General features: G+C 61.5%; 12 protein-coding genes. 3 read left to right on the top strand and 9 right to left on the bottom strand.

Annotated features, from left to right (window positions below):
- Together ASD02_RS25265 and ASD02_RS25260 are read right to left on the bottom strand one after the other, a co-directional pair.
- Positions 1 to 1,469: VCBS domain-containing protein (locus ASD02_RS25265; protein WP_244494284.1), on the bottom strand; the 1,469-nt coding region annotated here is incomplete at its 3' end.
- Positions 1,453 to 2,058 (bottom strand): VCBS domain-containing protein, encoded by a 606-nt coding sequence (locus ASD02_RS25260; protein WP_082555635.1) that lies wholly within the window; start codon positions 2,056 to 2,058, stop codon positions 1,453 to 1,455. The genes ASD02_RS25260 and ASD02_RS25265, both read right to left, overlap by 17 nt.
- Positions 2,059 to 5,810: 3,752 nt before the next feature.
- Here ASD02_RS25260 and ASD02_RS25250 point away from each other — a divergent pair.
- Positions 5,811 to 6,758: a transglutaminase-like cysteine peptidase gene (locus ASD02_RS25250; protein WP_244494283.1), complete on the top strand. Its 948-nt coding sequence runs from the start codon at positions 5,811 to 5,813 to the stop codon at positions 6,756 to 6,758.
- A 95-nt stretch (positions 6,759 to 6,853) separates the two neighbouring features.
- Here ASD02_RS25250 and ASD02_RS25245 read toward each other — a convergent pair whose 3' ends face one another.
- The 5 genes from ASD02_RS25245 to ASD02_RS25225 form a co-directional block, all read right to left on the bottom strand.
- Entirely contained in the window at positions 6,854 to 7,462 is a 609-nt protein-coding gene (locus ASD02_RS25245; protein ID WP_057221322.1) for a ribbon-helix-helix domain-containing protein, read from the bottom strand.
- Between the two features lie 2 nt (positions 7,463 to 7,464).
- Entirely contained in the window at positions 7,465 to 8,745 is a 1,281-nt protein-coding gene (locus ASD02_RS25240) for an HlyD family type I secretion periplasmic adaptor subunit (RefSeq protein WP_082555634.1), read from the bottom strand.
- 60 nt (positions 8,746 to 8,805) lie between these two features.
- Positions 8,806 to 10,983, bottom strand: coding sequence for a type I secretion system permease/ATPase (locus tag ASD02_RS25235; RefSeq protein WP_057221324.1), 2,178 nt, complete (start codon positions 10,981 to 10,983; stop codon positions 8,806 to 8,808).
- Positions 10,984 to 11,016: 33 nt separating this feature from the next.
- On the bottom strand, positions 11,017 to 12,378 hold the full coding sequence (locus ASD02_RS25230; protein WP_225906504.1) for a TolC family outer membrane protein: 1,362 nt from the start codon (positions 12,376 to 12,378) through the stop codon (positions 11,017 to 11,019).
- Between the two features lie 438 nt (positions 12,379 to 12,816).
- Positions 12,817 to 13,572, bottom strand: coding sequence for a GGDEF domain-containing protein (locus ASD02_RS25225; RefSeq protein WP_082555632.1), 756 nt, complete (start codon positions 13,570 to 13,572; stop codon positions 12,817 to 12,819).
- A 312-nt stretch (positions 13,573 to 13,884) separates the two neighbouring features.
- Here ASD02_RS25225 and ASD02_RS25220 point away from each other — a divergent pair, with 312 nt between their 5' ends.
- Positions 13,885 to 14,151 (top strand): hypothetical protein, encoded by a 267-nt coding sequence (locus ASD02_RS25220; RefSeq protein WP_156408464.1) that lies wholly within the window; start codon positions 13,885 to 13,887, stop codon positions 14,149 to 14,151.
- Between the two features lie 195 nt (positions 14,152 to 14,346).
- Entirely contained in the window at positions 14,347 to 14,814 is a 468-nt protein-coding gene (locus tag ASD02_RS39265) for a hypothetical protein (RefSeq protein WP_057221328.1), read from the top strand.
- Here ASD02_RS39265 and ASD02_RS25210 read toward each other — a convergent pair.
- On the bottom strand, positions 14,804 to 15,460 hold the full coding sequence (locus ASD02_RS25210; RefSeq protein WP_057208345.1) for a response regulator transcription factor: 657 nt from the start codon (positions 15,458 to 15,460) through the stop codon (positions 14,804 to 14,806). The two genes, ASD02_RS39265 and ASD02_RS25210, sit on opposite strands and share 11 nt — an antisense overlap.
- Positions 15,457 to 16,851, bottom strand: coding sequence for a sensor histidine kinase (locus tag ASD02_RS25205; RefSeq protein ID WP_057217280.1), 1,395 nt, complete (start codon positions 16,849 to 16,851; stop codon positions 15,457 to 15,459). Before ASD02_RS25205 ends, ASD02_RS25210 begins: the two co-directional genes overlap by 4 nt.
- Positions 16,852 to 16,871 lie beyond the last annotated feature (20 nt).

Raw genomic sequence — 16,871 nt, 5'->3', positions numbered from 1 at the left:
TCACCCGCCTGGTTCACTGCCGCCAGCGCGAAGGTGCCGAGGTAGCTGGCGCCCTGTGCGGTGAAAGTTGCGCTGTGCGTGTCGAGCGTATCGACGTCGGCAAAGGTTACCGCACCATTCTGTGCATGCGTCGTGGCATTCTCGCCCGCAACACCGTCGGCGATCTCCGTCACCGAACCGCTCTGCACCGCAGAGGTGATCACCGGTGCGTCGTTCGTGCCGGTGATCACGATCATCACCGTCTGTGTCGCGACGCCGCCATGGCCGTCATTGACGAGCACGGTATACTTCTGCGTTAGAGTCTGGCCGGCCTGTAGCGAGTCCAGCACGCCGTCGGCAACCTTGAAGTTCCAGCCGATCGTATCAGTCGCCTGGTTCACCGCGTCCAGCGCGAAGGTGCCGAGATAACCGCCGCCTTGCGGCCAGAAGCTGGCGCTGTGGGTGTCGAGCGTATCGACGTCGGCAAACGTCACTGCACCCCCCTGCACATGGACGACCGCATTTTCTCCGGCCGCGCCGTCAGCATGCTCCGTCACGGTAGCGCTCTGTGTACCCGACGTGATCACCGGTGCGTCGTTCGTCCCTAGGATTACGATCGTAACCGTCTGCGTCGCGGTGCCGCCATGGCCGTCATCGATGGTTACGTCATATTTCTGCATCAGGATCTGGCCTGCCTGCAGCGAGTCGAGCGCACCGTCGGCAACCTGGAAGTTCCAGCCGACCTTGTCGGTCGCCTGATTCAGCACGCCGAGCGAGAAGGTACCGAGATAGCCGCTGCCCCCCGCTGCGAAGCTGGCGCTGTGCGCGTCGAGCGTATCGACGTCGGCAAAGGTTACCGCGCCGTTCTGCGCATGCGTTACCGCATTTTCGCCCACGGTACCGTCAAACCGTTCCACCACGCCGCCAAGCTGCCAACCGGACGTGATCACCGGGGCGTCGTTGGTGCCGRTGATGACGATCGTCACCGTCTGCACTGCCGTGCCGCCATGGCCGTCATCGACGGTCACGTCGTACTTCTGCGTCAACGTCTGGCCGGCTTGCAGCGAGTCCAACACGCCGTCAGCCACCTTGAAGCTCCAGCCGACCTTGTCAGTCGCCTGATTCACCGGGCCGAGCGAGAATGTGCCGAGATAACCGCCACCCTGCGCCGCGAAGCTGGCGTTGTGTGTGTCGAGCGTATCCACATCGGCAAAAGTGACCGCGCCGCCCTGCACATGCACAACCGCATTCTCACCGGCCGCGTTATCAGCTCGTTCCGTCACCGCACCGCTCTGCACCGCAGAGGTGATTACCGGAACGTCGTTCGTGCCGKTGATSRYRATCGTCACCGTCTGCACTGCCGTGCCGCCATGGCCGTCATCGACGGTCACRTCGTACTTCTGCGTCAGCGTCTGGCCGGCCTGTAGCGAGTCGAGCACGCCGTCGGCGACCTCGAAGCTCCAGCCGACCGAGTCACCCGCCTGGTTCACTGCCGCCAGCGCGAAGGTGCCGAGGTAGCTGGCGCCCTGTGCGGTGAAAGTCGAGCACGCCGTCGGCGACCTCGAAGCTCCAGCCGACCGAGTCACCCGCCTGGTTCACTGCCGCCAGCGCGAAGGTGCCGAGGTAGCTGGCGCCCTGTGCGGTGAAGCCGGCGCTGTGCGTGTCGAGCGTATCGACGTCGGCAAAGGTCACCGCGCCGTTCTGCGCATGCGTCGTGGCATTCTCGCCCGCAACACCGTCGGCGATCTCCGTCACCGAACCGCTCTGCACCGCAGAGGTGATTACCGGAACGTCGTTGGTGCCGGTGATCRYRATCGTCACCGTCTGCACTGCCGTGCCGCCATGGCCGTCATCGACGGTCACATCGTACTTCTGCGTCAGCGTCTGGCCRGCCTGCAGGCTGTCGAGCACGCCGTCGGCGACCTCGAAGCTCCAGCCGAYCGWRTCACCCGCCTGGTTCACTGCCGCCAGCGCGAAGGTGCCGAGGTAGCTGGCGCCCTGTGCGGTGAAAGTTGCGCTGTGCGTGTCGAGCGTATCGACGTCGGGTCGAGCACGCCGTCGGCGACCTCGAAGCTCCAGCCGACCGAGTCACCCGCCTGGTTCACTGCCGCCAGCGCGAAGGTGCCGAGGTAGCTGGCGCCCTGTGCGGTGAAGGAAGCGCTGTGCGTGTCGAGCGTATCGACGTCGGCAAAGGTTACCGCACCATTCTGTGCATGCGTCGTGGCATTCTCGCCCGCAGCACCGTCGGCGATCTCCGTCACCGAACCGCTCTGCACCGCAGAGGTGATTACCGGAACGTCGTTGGTGCCGGTGATCACGATCATCACCGTCTGTGTCGCCGTGCCGCCATGGCCGTCATTGACGGTCACGTCGTACTTCTGCGTAAGCGTCTGGCCGGCCTGCAGGCTGTCGAGCACGCCGTCGGCGACCTCGAAGCTCCAGCCGATCGTATCACCCGCCTGGTTCACTGCCGCCAGCGCGAAGGTGCCGAGGTAGCTGGCGCCCTGTGCGGTGAAAGTTGCGCTGTGCGTGTCGAGCGATGGGATGTCATCCAGGCGATGGGTGCTGCCNTCACCCGCCTGGTTCACTGCCGCCAGCGCGAAGGTGCCGAGGTAGCTGGCGCCCTGTGCGGTGAAAGTTGCGCTGTGCGTGTCGAGCGTATCGACGTCGGCAAAGGTTACCGCACCATTCTGTGCATGCGTCGTGGCATTCTCGCCCGCAGCATTGTCGGCGATCTCCGTCACCGAACCGCTCTGCACCGCAGAGGTGATCACTGGAACGTCATTCGTGCCGGTGATCACAATCGTCACCGTCTGCACTGCCGTGCCGCCATGGCCGTCATCGACGGTCACATCGTACTTCTGCGTCAGSRTCTGGCCAGCCTGCAGGCTGTCGAGCACGCCGTCGGCGACCTCGAAGCTCCAGCCGACCGAGTCACCCGCCTGGTTCACYGCCGCCAGCGCGAAGGTGCCGAGATAGCTGGCGCCCTGTGCGGTGAAAGTTGCGCTGTGGGTGTCGAGCGTATCGACGTCGGCAAAGGTTACCGCACCATTCTGCGCATGCGTTGTCGCATTCTCGCCCGCAGCACCGTCGGCGATCTCCGTCACCGAACCGCTCTGCACCGCAGAGGTGATCACTGGAACGTCGTTCGTGCCGGTGATGGTGATCGTAACCGTCGTCGACGATTTGTCGCCATCGCCATCAGTGATCTCGTAACTGAAGGTATCCGTCACTGTCTGGCCCGCAGCAAGACCTTGGACGGCGCCATGCGCGTTGTTCAGTGTATAGGTGTAGCTGCCGTCAGCGCCCAAAACCAGCGTACCGAACTGGCCGACCGTTGCGCCACCAACCACGCCCGCCGCGTCGCCAGACGATACGGCCGTGACCGACGCCCCGTCTGCCCCCCGCACGTCCTTGACACCGTCCGTACCATTGGCATCCGTGCCACCCGAGCCGGTCAGTACATTGCCATCCGCAACGAGCACATCATCTTCGGTCGCGCTATCCGTGTCCGCTGCAGCCGTCGCAACGTCGTCGGAGACCGAGACGGAGACGGTGCCTTCGGTCTGGTCGCCGTCCGTGTCGGAAGCGATGACCTTGACCGAGCCGAGTGCGGCGAGATCGTCGGCATTGACGCCGGGATGGCTGGCATAGTTGTCGGTGAGCGTCGCCGTCACGGTCGCGCTGTCGCCGCTGCGCACCAGGTCGAGGGTGACGATGGTCACGCCGCCGGCCTTGCCGACGATCTGGGTGTCGGAGACCCGATCCCAGGTCAGCGCACCGGTGAGGGTACTGGTGTCGCCGAACACGATGGTGGCGATGGCATCCGAACCGGCCACGAAGCCGATCGTGCCGCTGCTGGTGTCGGCGCCCGGCGTGCTGCCGTCGGCCAGGTTCTGGTCGTCGAGTGCAAGCGATGCGGAAGCCGCAAGCGGATCGACTGCCGGGCCGGCGCCGTCCGTCACGGTGATCGTCTGGCTGTCGCTGGTCGTGTCGTTGTCGGCATCCTTGGCCGACAGCGTGAAGCTGACATTGACTCCGCCCGCATTGTTGAGGTTGCTGGCCGCTGCAAACGACCAGGTCTTGTCGGCATTGACCGTCAGCGTACCCTCGGCAAGCGCAAACGCCACCGACTGGCCCGCCGTCAGCGTCTGCGTCGTGTTGCCGACCGTCACGTCGACTGTGCCGACGCCATCGGCACCTGCCGAAAGCGTCCAGCTGCCGGCAAGCGTCTGGCCTTCCACCACGCTCGGCGCGGCCGGATCGGTGATCCCGATCACCGGAACGTCGTCGATGATATCGATCTGGAGGGTGGCCGAACCGCCGGCACCATCGTGATCGGTGACCGTGAGGTCGAAGATGTCCCGGTCCTGCTCGATATTCGCGCCGGGATTGACCCCGGAACTCGTGACTGCGCTCGTCAGCTCGTAGGTGTACTCCGCCACACCGGTAAGCGGGTTGTAGCCGGTGATGGTCAATGTACCGAATTGACCCACAACCGTTTGCCCGACGAGACCGCCGATGGCGAACGTCTGACCGTTGATGGTCAGGCCAGCGATGTCGTCAAGCCCGTCCGGATCGGTGAGGGCAAACACACCGCTGACCGACGCACTGCCATCGCCCGCACGCGATCCGACTGCGAGGCCGGCTTCGTCGACTTGCCTGTCGCTCACCGCGATGCCGCCTGGATTATCTTTGGAGTCGGGGGTGATCGACGGGTCATCGTTGGGGTCAAGCGCGAAGGGCAGACGCTCGGTCGCTTCAAGCGCAGGAAACTCCAGGGCGGTCGGGGCGAGCAAGTCGATGACCGGCCCGGCCTGGCCGATGTCGCCGGTCGCATCGGAGAGATCCCCGCCGCTGCTTTGGTTCGACACGACGCTGATGGTGCCATCCGGGCCCGCGGCGACGTTGATACCGTTTTCTCCAAGCACCGCCACGAGGGTTTCGCGGGGGATTTCGGCGTCACCGATGACGAAGGTCGGAACTTTCAATGCGGCGTTCTGGATCGTGATTGTAGAGCCATCAGGCTGTTCTAAAACGATATCAGTGCCGACCACCTGGATCTTTTCGATCGATGCGCCTGCAGGGAGGTGCACGACATTTGAAGCATCGGCGCTGACCGTCGCCGGCATCGGCGGCGTTTGGGGCGCGTTCTCAGCGCCCTTCACCGGAGCGCCGGTTGCCTGGTCCAGGAGCTGCGGCTCGGCCATCGCGCCACCACCGGTCTGTGCTACCAACCGGCCGGCTTTGCCATCCGGTGCGTCGCGGTACTCGATTGCCTCTGCCGGGTTTGCGGCGGCTTCGTTGGAATTTGTGGTGCCTGCGGTTGCCATAGAAAATACCCCTCGACCTTTGCGGGCAAGAGAACATCAACCTTGTGCAGCCGCAATCGGCATCGAAGGGATTAGAGAAAAACAGCATAATATGATATGCTAATACCCAAAATTGGTTAGATTGACGCAATTTTAATAGTTCTGGTCATGGGTTCGACACGAATGCCCCATCCGGCCGCCGGAGCTATAAAAAGAAGCCCTGATGCCACAGAGAGCAAAATGCGCCCGTCAATCGCAACTGGCCGCGTTGCAAGACGTTCCGTTGCACGCATCCTCATGAAACAACCGGCACAGGTGCCAAACGGCATGCTCCGGGCTGGCGATCGCTTTCATGATGACGGAGTCGGCGGCTTCTATACACGAATCCGTCAGTGCTCCAAAAGCATACACAAGTATAAAGTTTGAATAAAATTTTACATAAAACGTATTGGCGTGACACATACTAAATAATACATACGGCTTTACCTGCATTTTTCTTTTGATTCGTAGAGTGTCTCCATGCAACCGAGAGACACGGCGATGAACAAGAAGAGCTGGAAGCACTGCGAAAAATACCTGAAGACTTCGGTGTTTGCGATCGGCCTGGCATCGCTTTCAGCGATATCCTCCGTGCAGGCCGGACAGCCCGGCATGCTCCAGCCCGGCGTCTTCCAGCAGATGCTGAGCCTCGCGAGTCCGCTGGCGGCCGTCGCCACTGAGGCAATCGGCACCTGGTCGAAGCAAGCCTCCGAAGGGCTCAAGCGGCAGCGGGTGCAGAAAGTGGCGGTGACGGCAGGCACCAACCTCGGTGGCCAAACACCGGCGCAGTCGACGCCCTCCGCCGTTTTCCATTCCGTCGCCTTCCGCGTCTCTTCGATCCCCGTGGCCCGCAAATGGAAAACCGTCTTTCCGGCGGTCGCGGCAGCCGATTTCGACCACTGCGCCAACGAGAGTGGTTGTGCCGCTCGCGGCATCCTCGGCAGGGCGATCGAAAACGCCAACGGCCTCGCCTTCCGGCAGAAGATCAGCGGCATCAACCGGACGGTGAACCGGCTTGTCCGCTACCAGCCGGACGCTGAGAACTACGGCCCCAAGGATTATTGGGCAACGCCGGACGAAATTCTCGCCCGCGGCAAGGGCGACTGCGAAGACTATGCCATCCTGAAGATGGCGGCTCTGAAGGCGGCCGGCCTGCCGCCGGAAGCCATGTCGGTCGTCGTTCTGCGCGATGTCCGACGCAACCTCTATCACGCGGTGCTCGCGATCACGACGAGCCAGGGCCACTTCATTCTCGACAATTTGAGCGACGAGGTGAAGCCCGACCGTGCTCTGCCGAACTACCAGCCGCTCTTCTCGGTCAGCGCCGACCGCTCCTGGATCCACGGCGTCAGGTCGACCGGCGACAAGGTCGCTTCGGCCGCACCTCTGTCCGATGTCATGCCCGGAGAGGGCGTCGCGCTTCGCTAAACCTCATCTCCAAACGCAACGCCTTTCGTCGAATGGGTGACCGCTCGAAAGGGTCGCCATTTTAACTACGCTGTCGCAGCGGCGGTCGCATTGGATCAGGCCAGAATAAAGCCGATGATGACGTCCTGGTCGGAGAGCGGAGCGAGGGCGGCGGTAAACTTGCCCCGCGTGATCTGTCCCTGCGCGCCGATGGTGAAGCCGGCCGATTGCGGTTCGCCGGGGGTCTCCTTGAGGCGGTGCACGAGATCGACAAACTGAACGTCGAAGGAGAGCTTCAAGCCCTGTGCGGGTTGAGTCAGGTGCGAGCGCAGGACACGTGACTGGACGAAGGAGAGAAAGGCGGGGTTATAGGCAATGATGTGCTTGTTCCCCGTGAGCGCAAAGGCCGGCGACGGACTTGCGCGGACCTGGCCTGCAACCACCGCCAGATTGCTGCGCTCCTTGGCCGACGAGAGTTCGTCGCGCAGGTAGCGGGTGGCGATAAAGCGCAGCCGCGCCGTCAGGTTGCCTTCGCCCTCGAGTTCTGTTTCGCAGGCGGCAACGATATCCGCGAGCTTACGGCCTTGCCGCGCGGCAAGCTCGCCAAGGCTCTGCCAATAGATCTCCTCAAGTTTGATCCCGCGGCGCTGACCGCCGACGGTGACGACACGGAACCGCAGAGCGCTCAGGTCCGCGTCGGACGGGGGAGGCGGCGTCTCGTTCATCGTCAGCGCTCCCGCAGAGCTTCCTCGCGCGCCTTGTTGATCGGCTTCATCAGATAGGCAAGGATCGTTTTCTTGCCGGTCATGATATCCACGGACGCAATCATGCCGGGCATGATCGCATATTCGCGCCCATCCTTCACCAGCGCGGCTGTGTCGGTCTTGACGCGCACGAGATAGTAGGTTTCGCCATTGTTCTGATCAACCAGGCTGTCGGCGCTGATGGTCTCAACGACACCGCCGAGGCCACCGTAAATCGAGAAGTCATAAGCCGAGACCTTGATCAGTGCCGGCTGGCCGGCGCGCACGAACGCAACGTCCCTTGGAGATAGCCGTGCCTCGACGAGCAGAATCTCCGACGTCGGTACGACGCCGGCGATCACCCCACCGGGCGTCACATAGGCGCCGACTGTGTTGACATCGAGCGTATTGATGATGCCGTCGACTGGTGAGCGAATGTCGGTGTTGGCGACCCGGCTGCTGGCGCCGCGGATGGTTTCCTCGATTACGGAAAGTTGCGAAAGCGCCTCGGTCTTTTCCGCCAGGGCCTCCTGCTTCAGTTGCAGCGACAATTCGGTCACCTGGAGGGTTGCCTCCCTGAGCGCCTCCTCTAGCTTTCCGACTGACTCCTTCCAGAGGGCGAGCTGACCCCGGGTATCGGTCAGCTCTTTCTCGACCCTGAGCACCTCGGTTTGCGCGACGAGCTTGCGCTTGACCATCGGCGCGAGCATTTCCTGTTCTTGCTCGGTTAACTGCAGGCTCTCTGTCAGGCGGGTGATATTGGCCGCCGCCTCGGCAAGCTCCTTCTGCCGCTGGCCTTCGCGCGCTTGCATGACCGACAGCTTGTTGTTGAAATTGCCGGCCTTGGCTTGAAGCAGTTGTTCCTCGTTCGCGCATATGGCCGGCGCGACCTTAGTGATGTCCTCAGGACATTGGTATTTTGCGTCGTAGGCCCCGGTCTCCTCGAGTTTGAGCCGCGCGACTTGCGCGCGCAGCGATCGCCCCTTGGCCTCGAGTTCGCCAAGGGAGGAGCCGCTCGCGGTATCGTCGAGCCGGAGGATCAGATCGCCGCGGCGAACGACCTGTCCGGGCTGTACCGCGATCTCGCGCACGATACCGGGTTCACTCGACTGGATAATCTGCGTCTTCGAGACGGGGATGACCTTGCCTTCACCGCGGGCGATCTCATCAACCTCGGCGATCGCCGCCCAGGCGACGAAAGAGCTGATCAGCAAGCCGATGACAAGCAACCCGGCGCGCGCGGCAAGCGGCGGTTTCTCAGTCATGCTGACCCCTCCCGCCATTTGCGAACCGACGTCTTTTCGTCATCTTTGTGAAAGCGTGCATCATAGGCCGGCTCCGGCCACTGGGCCAGCAGGACCGGGCCGCCTTTGCAACTGCTCGATGACCTCAGCCTTCGGGCCATCGGCAACGACGCGCCCGCGGTCAAGAACCAGCAGCCGATCGACGAGGCTCAGCATGCTATGGCGATGCGTCGATATCAAAAGGGTGACATCGCTGCTGAAGACGGTGGAGAGCTTGTTGATCAGCTCACGTTCGCTTGCAAGGTCCATTGCCCCGGAGGGTTCATCAAGGAAGACGACCTTCGGCTTGCGCAATAGCAGCCGTGCGATGGCGACCGCCTGGCGTTGCCCGCCGGAAAGCTGAGAACCGCGTTCACCTACGGGCATGTCATAGCCGCGCGGATGGTGGGAGACGAATTCGTCCACGCCGGCAAGCCTCGCTGCCGCCACCACTTCTTCATCGCTGGCGGTCGGATTTGCCATCAGGAGGTTTTCCTTGATCGTGCCCGAGAACAGATCAGAATTCTGCGACACGAACGAGACCGCCGAGCGAACGACAGAGGGGTGCAGTTGGCGAATGTCGACGCCGTCGAGCAGGATTCGCCCCGCGCTTGGTGGGTAGAGGCCGGCAAGCAGCCGGCCAATCGTCGTCTTGCCGGAACCGATGCGGCCGATGATGCCGACCCGCTCTCCCGCTTTGATCGCCACGTTCATGCCGCTGACCACCTTGTGGTCGGTACCCGGGTAGGCGAAGTCGAGATTGGCGAAGGTAATGCTGCCGTTGCGGATCTCGCGATTGACGAAACCGATCGTATCGGGCCGATCCTCCGGCTGCTCCATCACCGCATTCAGGATCCGCAGCGATAGAAGCGCCTGGCGCAGTCGCGCCAGCGTCATCGCAATCTGGCCGAGCGGTGCGACGGCGCGGCCGGCCAGCATGCTGGCGGCGATGATCGCGCCGGAGGAGATGTTTCCTTCGGTGAATTCATAGGCGCCGGCCACGACGATGCAGACCGTCACCAACTGCTGCACGAACTGCGTCGCGTGCGACGCCCAGGAGGAAATCTCCTTGATTTTCTCGGCCGTGTTCGAGGAATGCTTGGCCAACTCGTTCCAGCGGCGAAGCAGCTGTTTTTCCGAATGCAGCGTTTTCACCGTCTCGATCGCGCTGATCGTTTCGACCAGGAGTGCCTGGCGCTGGGCGGACTCGTTGGATGCCGCGGCGACGCGATTGCCGATCTTGTACTGCGCAACGTAGCCGATCACGAGGCTCAAGATAAAAGCAATCGCTGGAATGAGCGCGATCCAACCTGCCACCGCATAGATGGCGGCGATGAAGACGAAGACGAAAAGACTGTCGATGATCATGCTGAGCGTATTCGACGTGAAAAACTCCCGCACGAATTCGTACTGCATCGCCCGGTTCGCATACTCGCCGGTGGACGGCGGCCGCGACGCCATGGTTGCATGCAGAATCTTCTCGAACAGCATGTAGGAGAGTTTCAGATCGGCCTTGCGGCCGGCGTAGTCGATCAGCGCCGCGCGTACCGTCTTCAATAGGAAATCGAAGAGGATGGCGGTGCTGATGCCCAGCGCCAGGACCCAGAGCGTCGCGATCGCCTTGTTCGGCAGGATGCGATCGTACACGTTCATCGTGAACAGCGGCGCGGCGAGCGCCAGGACGTTGATGAAGAATGTCGCGATCGCCACCTGGACATAGGCTTGCCAGAAGGGCTTGATCGTCGAAGTCAGCCAGTGTCGGCGGTCAATGTTGCGCGCCTCGCCAACACCCCGGCCGGCAGCCGCGTTCAAATAGGTCGCCGAGAACGACGCGGCATAGGCGAGCCCGCCGAGTTGCAGATCAGACAGCTTCACCGCCGTCTCGTCGGGCCTTGCCAATTTGTTCGAAAGACTGAGTGTACCGTCCGGCGCCTCCTCCAACAGCGCCGTGGCGCTGCCATCGCGAAAGACGAGCAGCAGCGGGAACACGAAATCGCGGTTGGCAAGGGCCCGCGTGGAAACAAGCTCCGTCTCCAGGCCAACGCGCTCAGCGATGCGGGAAACGTCTTCGGCGCTCGGCGACCGGGCGTCGAAGGGGACGTCGGAATAGAGCACACTGTCTGACGAGGGGCGGTTCAAGAAGATGCAAATCTCCTTGAACGCCTCGGAAAAGCCAGTCAAGGACGGGCCAATCTGCGCATGCCTGTCAATAGCTTGCATCACCACCGGTTGTGTCCGCCCTCACGAGGACTATCATTTCTGCCGGATCGGCGCCAACAAGTCGAGCGGCAAATCGTTCGTCTGGCGCGACGGAACACGGCGATAGGTTTCCGTAGCAGGCGTGTCCGGAACATTGAACTCGGTGCGCGCATAGGCTTCGGATTGAGCCGGTGCCTTGATCTGCATCGTCGCCAGGAGCTGGCCAGTTGCGGCAAGCAGGCGATATTCGGCAAACAAGGCTGCATATTGCGATGTTTTCGCCAGGACGCTGACATTGAAACGTGCGTTCTGCGCGCCCAGCACGTCGAGCAGCGAGCGCTGGCCGACCTTGAGCTGCTCGCGATAGGACTCGACGATCTGCACGTTCATCTGGGCCTGTGCATTCAGCGTGCGCGAAATGTCATACTGGCTCGTGCGGCGTTCCCAGGAAATGCGAACGGCCTCCTCGACCTCGCGATGCGCCTGGTGGAAGACCAGCCGCTGCTCGCTCGCCCGGCGCATCTGTTCCTGCTCGTTGGCGATGTCGATGCCGCCACGATAGAGATTCCATTTTGCTACGATCCGCGCTTGCGCGTCCCAGGAATTGCCGGTCGCGCCGTCGATATCGTTTCCGGAGCGCACGCTTCCTTCGGCAAAGACTTCCGGAAACATGCTCGATCGCGCAGCCTTTACCTGCGAGTCCGCGACACTGATGTCGGAATCGGCAGCCTTGATGCGCGGGTTGTTACCGCGGGCGATGCCGATCGCCGTCTCCAGCGTTTTCGGCAAGACGTTCGCAACCGACTTCGGCATCGACGGCTTGGTAAGCGGCTGGCCCACCAGGCGATTGAAGCTGATCTTGACGGTATCGAGCGCTTCCTCCGCTTCCAATAGGCGGGCCTTTGCGGAAAGCAGGCGTTCACTGGCCTGTTGGCGATCCGCATCAGTCAACGTTCCCCCTGAAATCAGCGAGCTGATATCCGATAGGATCGACTGATGAACGCCGACGTTCTTGCGGGCCTCCGCCACGATCTGCTGCTGAAGAATATACTCGAAGTACTCGCGGACGATCTGCAACCCAATGGTTTCGGAACGTTCCAGCACACGGAAGGAGGCGCTGTCGACGCGTGCTGCCTGCCGCTCCAGTTCGGCACGACGACCACCGCCGTCAAAGAGCTTCTGAGTGACTGTCAGACCGACATCGGAAGGATAGAGCGGGTCGTTTTCGATGGAGCCGAGCCGTCGTGCTTCGTCCTCAAGGTGTTGCACGCCCGTGGAAGCTTCCACATCGAGGCTCGGCAGGTAGAGACCGCGGGCCTGCCGCAGTTCGAACTCGATCGCCTCGCGGTTCTCCATCGACTGCCCGATCTCCGGGTTCGATTCCATCGCGATTTGAAGCGCTTCCCTGAGCGTCATCGCATCGGCCGCACCGCCCGCAAGCACGGATGACGCGAGCAGAATAGAAAACAGCCCGCCCTTAAAGGTTTTCCCCACGTTCAATACTATCCCCCTGGCAATCAGTACGTCACGCTTGCAAATCCAAGCGCACATTACAACTGCAGAAATTTATCGCTAAATAATACAGCTGTAATAAAAGGCGGCCACCACTTTTGGGGTGGTGCAAGAGTATCCCAGCCTTTCGCACGGCCATGTTGCAAAAATGGAACAATCGCCCCGCTAAACAGGGATCCGTTAAGCTATTGAAATAAAACTAATCGCGCATGCGTCTTCAGGATTTGAGCGACTAAGTTGCCGCCGGAACTCAATGCAGGCGCGAATTCAGCCACTGGATCTCAGTCGCCGCGTGCAAAGGTTGTATCTTCACCTAACGTGAGCGCCAGCGCCCACATTGATTCAAGCCGAGGGCAGGCGGACAAAACCGACGCTCCGGGTCTCTGCAACAGCAACGGCCTCGGAAGCGGCGGTGCGGCGCAGCTGCTCCAGGTCAACGCTGCCGTCGAACAACGCACCGCCAACGCTGAAGGCAAGATCGACCTTGCTGCCGTCGGCTGCGAAATGCGACGAGGTCAGCGCTTTCGTCAGGCGTGTGCAAACCTGCTCTGCATCGGCTTCGGTCGCACCCACCAACAGGACGTCGAAGCTCGCTGGACCGGTTCGCGCGACGACATCGTCGCGCCGCACCGAGGTGCTGATGGTGGAGGCGACGAATTGGAGCAGTTCATCACTCCATTCCGGGCCGAAAGCGGCGCCGACATCGTCGAGGTTGTTGATCCGCAGATGGATGAGAGCCCCGTGAAGCTCCTCGGCACCGCGCCGACGGCGGCGCTCGAGACCATTAACATGCTGGACGAGCCCGCGGCCGGTAACGCAGCCGGTCGTGGCGTCATGGGCAACGACGTGGTTGATCTGGTTGCGGAGGCGCTGAGCCCGGCGAAACTGCATGGCCGCGACGACGATCAGCGGCACACCCATCAGCAAGGAAATCAAGGCCGCGCCGACCATCGCTGCCGCATAGGGCCGGTCGACGAGAGCGACCAGGCTGAGATAGACCAGAACCTGGGCGAGTACGGCGAAACCAACGATGCCGGCCAGGACATAGCGCACGATCCGCCAATCCCTCTGCCCGTTGAATGGTAACTCTCTCTGCATGCATCCAGCTCCCGATTCACTGACGATAATCGGTCTAGTGCAGTTTTATGCATATTCCCTTTCCTCGGTATCTACAACTTTATGCACCGCATAGAATGCACCAGGGAAATGCACCAAAACGGCATAACTGCCGCCTGAATATTCGCGCTCGGCGTGCAAGTTCAAGACGGCCGCGGGGAAAATCCCGTTCTTCCGCTGTCGAGAAAGTGCGTCCGGCGGACTTTGGTCCTACTCCTGATCCGACTTCAGTCCGCTTTGACACAGGCCCGCTTGTTCCGCACGCTGACAGCATGTTGGGCTGGTGTCACGAAAATGAGGATCAAGAACTCTCTGAGCCGACTTCTTTCTCCGACGCTCGGGCAAGAACTGGCGCCCAGGACACATGTTCTGGAGTCTCTTCTTGACCTTTGCCAAGCCTACAACCTGGCGGTCACGGAGCTGCACAGGTTGCAGCTAGAAACGCATCCGCGGCAGGATGTGATCCGGGAGTTTGAAGTTCTGTGTCGCGATATTGAAATGCGGCTCATGTCCTGTATTGAGAAGGTGGACCGTGCCGGCAAAGCCGAAGGTCCGCACTGAAAGCCTGCCACGGGTCGTTCGCGGCGCCCTGGCCCAACGCGTTTCAGCGATCAGGGCTTTCATTTACAGGGGTTTGTCGAGGCGGTTGTCTCGGTTGAACTCATGCTATCGACCGCCGGATTGCGGTCTGGCAGAGCATGCCCAATCTCGACAACCTGTCGAAGCCCGGGCAAAGTTCTGTACTGAGGAGATGTCATGCCTACGCGTCGGAAGTTTCTTACCGCAGTCAGTTCGGGAGCCGTTTGTCTGTTCGCCACAGCCCTTCCATATACCCTCGGCCCTGCCGGCTCGTTGCTGGAACTTGTTCCCCAGGCCGCTTTTGCCAAGAGCGGGGAGAATAACGGCAATGGTGGGGGCGGCGGCGGCGGCGGTGGTAACGGTGGAGGCAATGGCGGAGGAAGTGGTGGAGGAAATGGCGGTGGTAACGGTGGAGGAAACGGAGGGGGCAGGTCTGGAAAAGGCAACTCGAGCGGCGGCAACGCCCGTGGCAATTCGAAGGGTGCCGGCGGCGGTGCTTCCAGGGTCGGCGTGCGCCATGCCGATGGTATGAGCGAGGAGATCAATAACGGCCGCTACATAATGAAGGATGCGCGGGGGCGCACAATCATCAACCGAAAGGCGACCCTGGCGGACTTGAAACGAATTCAGTCCCTCATTCAGTGAGGGGACGCCAATCGGCCGCGTCGCGCAGCACCATGGCAGCCTCGGTTCGGTTGGTGACGCTGAGCTTGGCCATGATCTGCGTCATATGGTGCTTTACTGTCTTTTCCTGAAGTTCGAGTTTCCGGGCGACGTGCTTGTTGCTCATGCCTGCGGCCACCAACTGCAGCACTTCATGTTCACGCGCGGTCAGGCTGGCGACTAGGGCCGACAGGTTTGATGGACCGCGCGTCCGATTGGAGAGAAGTTTGGCCGAGAGCGCCGGAGTGACATAGCTCTCGCCCGTGGCGACGTTGCGTATGATTTCCGCCAGGGCTCGGCCACCTACGCCCTTCAGCACATATCCCAGCGCCCCTCGTTCGAGGGCTGCAGTGACATCGTCGCTCGTTTCGGAAACGGTCAGCATGATGATTTTTTGCGACGGCGATAACTCGAGGATAGGTGGGATTGCGTTCAAGCCGCCCCCGGGCATGGATATGTCCAGCAGCATGACATCGGGACGCAGATTCTCGGCAATAAGCAGGGCATCATCCCTGGAACTCCCCTCGGCAACGATTTCGAATCCGCCGATCTCCAGCAGGCTTCTTGTTACGCCCTCTCGAAACAAGGGATGGTCATCGACCACGGCTATGCGTATCGCTGTCTTCATACCGCTTTTGTCTCCTCGGTGCTGATTGTCATACGAACAACGGTGCCAGTTGTTGAGACTTTAATCTCGAAGGCTCCACCCAAGCTTTCGATTCGTTCCCTTAAACCCTCAAGGCCAAGGCCCGTTGGCTCGACGCGATCCGGGTTGAAGCCAGGCCCATTGTCCCCGACCTCGACCATCACCTGCGCACCCACCGTCGATTGTGAGACACGCTGGCCGACGCCGCCGCCATGGCGGTACGCGTTGTTGAGCGCTTCCTGCACGAAGCGGTAGATGCAGATTTTGGCGGACAGAGCGAGGTGATCAGGCGGGTCGAAAACTGACAGCTCCACGGTCGTTTCCGTTCGCTGCTGATGGGCGTGAACGACCCGCTTCAAGATCTCGGGCAGGGTCGCTGTTTCTATCTGCGGCAGAACAAGACCGCTGCAGATCGTTCGGATCTCCTGCATTGCTTCATCGAGGCTTTCCTTGATTTCGGCGATGCTGCGCTCGCGCGTCGCTCCGGGTGTTTTCGGGTTCGTCAAAGCATCGCTGTCGAGCCGCAGGGAGGCGAAGGCCAGCAGTTGCGCAGGCCCGTCGTGCAGATCAGCACCGATGCGGCGCAGATGACTTTCGTTGAGCGCCGCCGTGCGCTGCGAGGCCCGCTGGAGCCGCCCACGTAGAGCTTCGTTCTGCGCGAGCAGCGCTGAAAGCTGGGCGATCCGATCCTTGAGCGCATGGCGCTGCGTCTCAATGGTCCGGCTGCCTCGCAGCACGATCGCAGAGAGAACCACGAAAAAAGCAAGCGTAAAGGCTGCGACCGCTAACCAGGTATAGAAGCGCGCTTGATTCAAGCCGTGTTGGAAATCATAGGAGACCTCATGAAATTCAGAAACGGCGACGACCTCTCCCGACCACGGTTGCAGCACCGGATTGTAGATCTCAAGGATCGGCATGTCGGCTGGGCGTTTGTCTGACTGCTCCCCTGATTGATCGAAGAGCGCCACCATCCTGCCGGAGAATGCCGTTCGCAACTCGTCGCTGAGCTCGAGCCGTTTTCCAATCTGGGCTTCGTCGCTTGAATACAGAACCGTGCCGTCTGCCCGCCAAAGGCGGAAGGACACGAGACGGTCTCCCAGGGCGCCCTGACCAAGGGTTTCGTCGAGCGCGCGCGCGACACCGCCGTCGAGTATCTGGGTCGTCTGCATATCGGGCAACAACGGTGCGATCACACTGTCCACATAGAGAGCCGTGGTTGCGGCGGAGTTCCGAGTGACTGCCTCCTCGATAAGGCGTGAAACAAACGCCCCAACCAGCACCATTGCAGCCGCTGCAACAAGGCCGCCGATCAGCAGGAACTGCGATGCCAGTGAGCGGGCGTTCCAATTTTTGATGAGTTGGGTGGCGCGCACGAAATTTCCCGGTATCGACT

This window comes from Ensifer sp. Root1252, from assembly GCF_001425885.1.
In the GTDB taxonomy this organism is placed as follows: domain Bacteria; phylum Pseudomonadota; class Alphaproteobacteria; order Rhizobiales; family Rhizobiaceae; genus Ensifer; species Ensifer canadensis.
The sequence above is the reverse complement of the archived record's forward strand: the minus strand, read 5'-3'. Positions and strand labels throughout refer to the sequence as shown.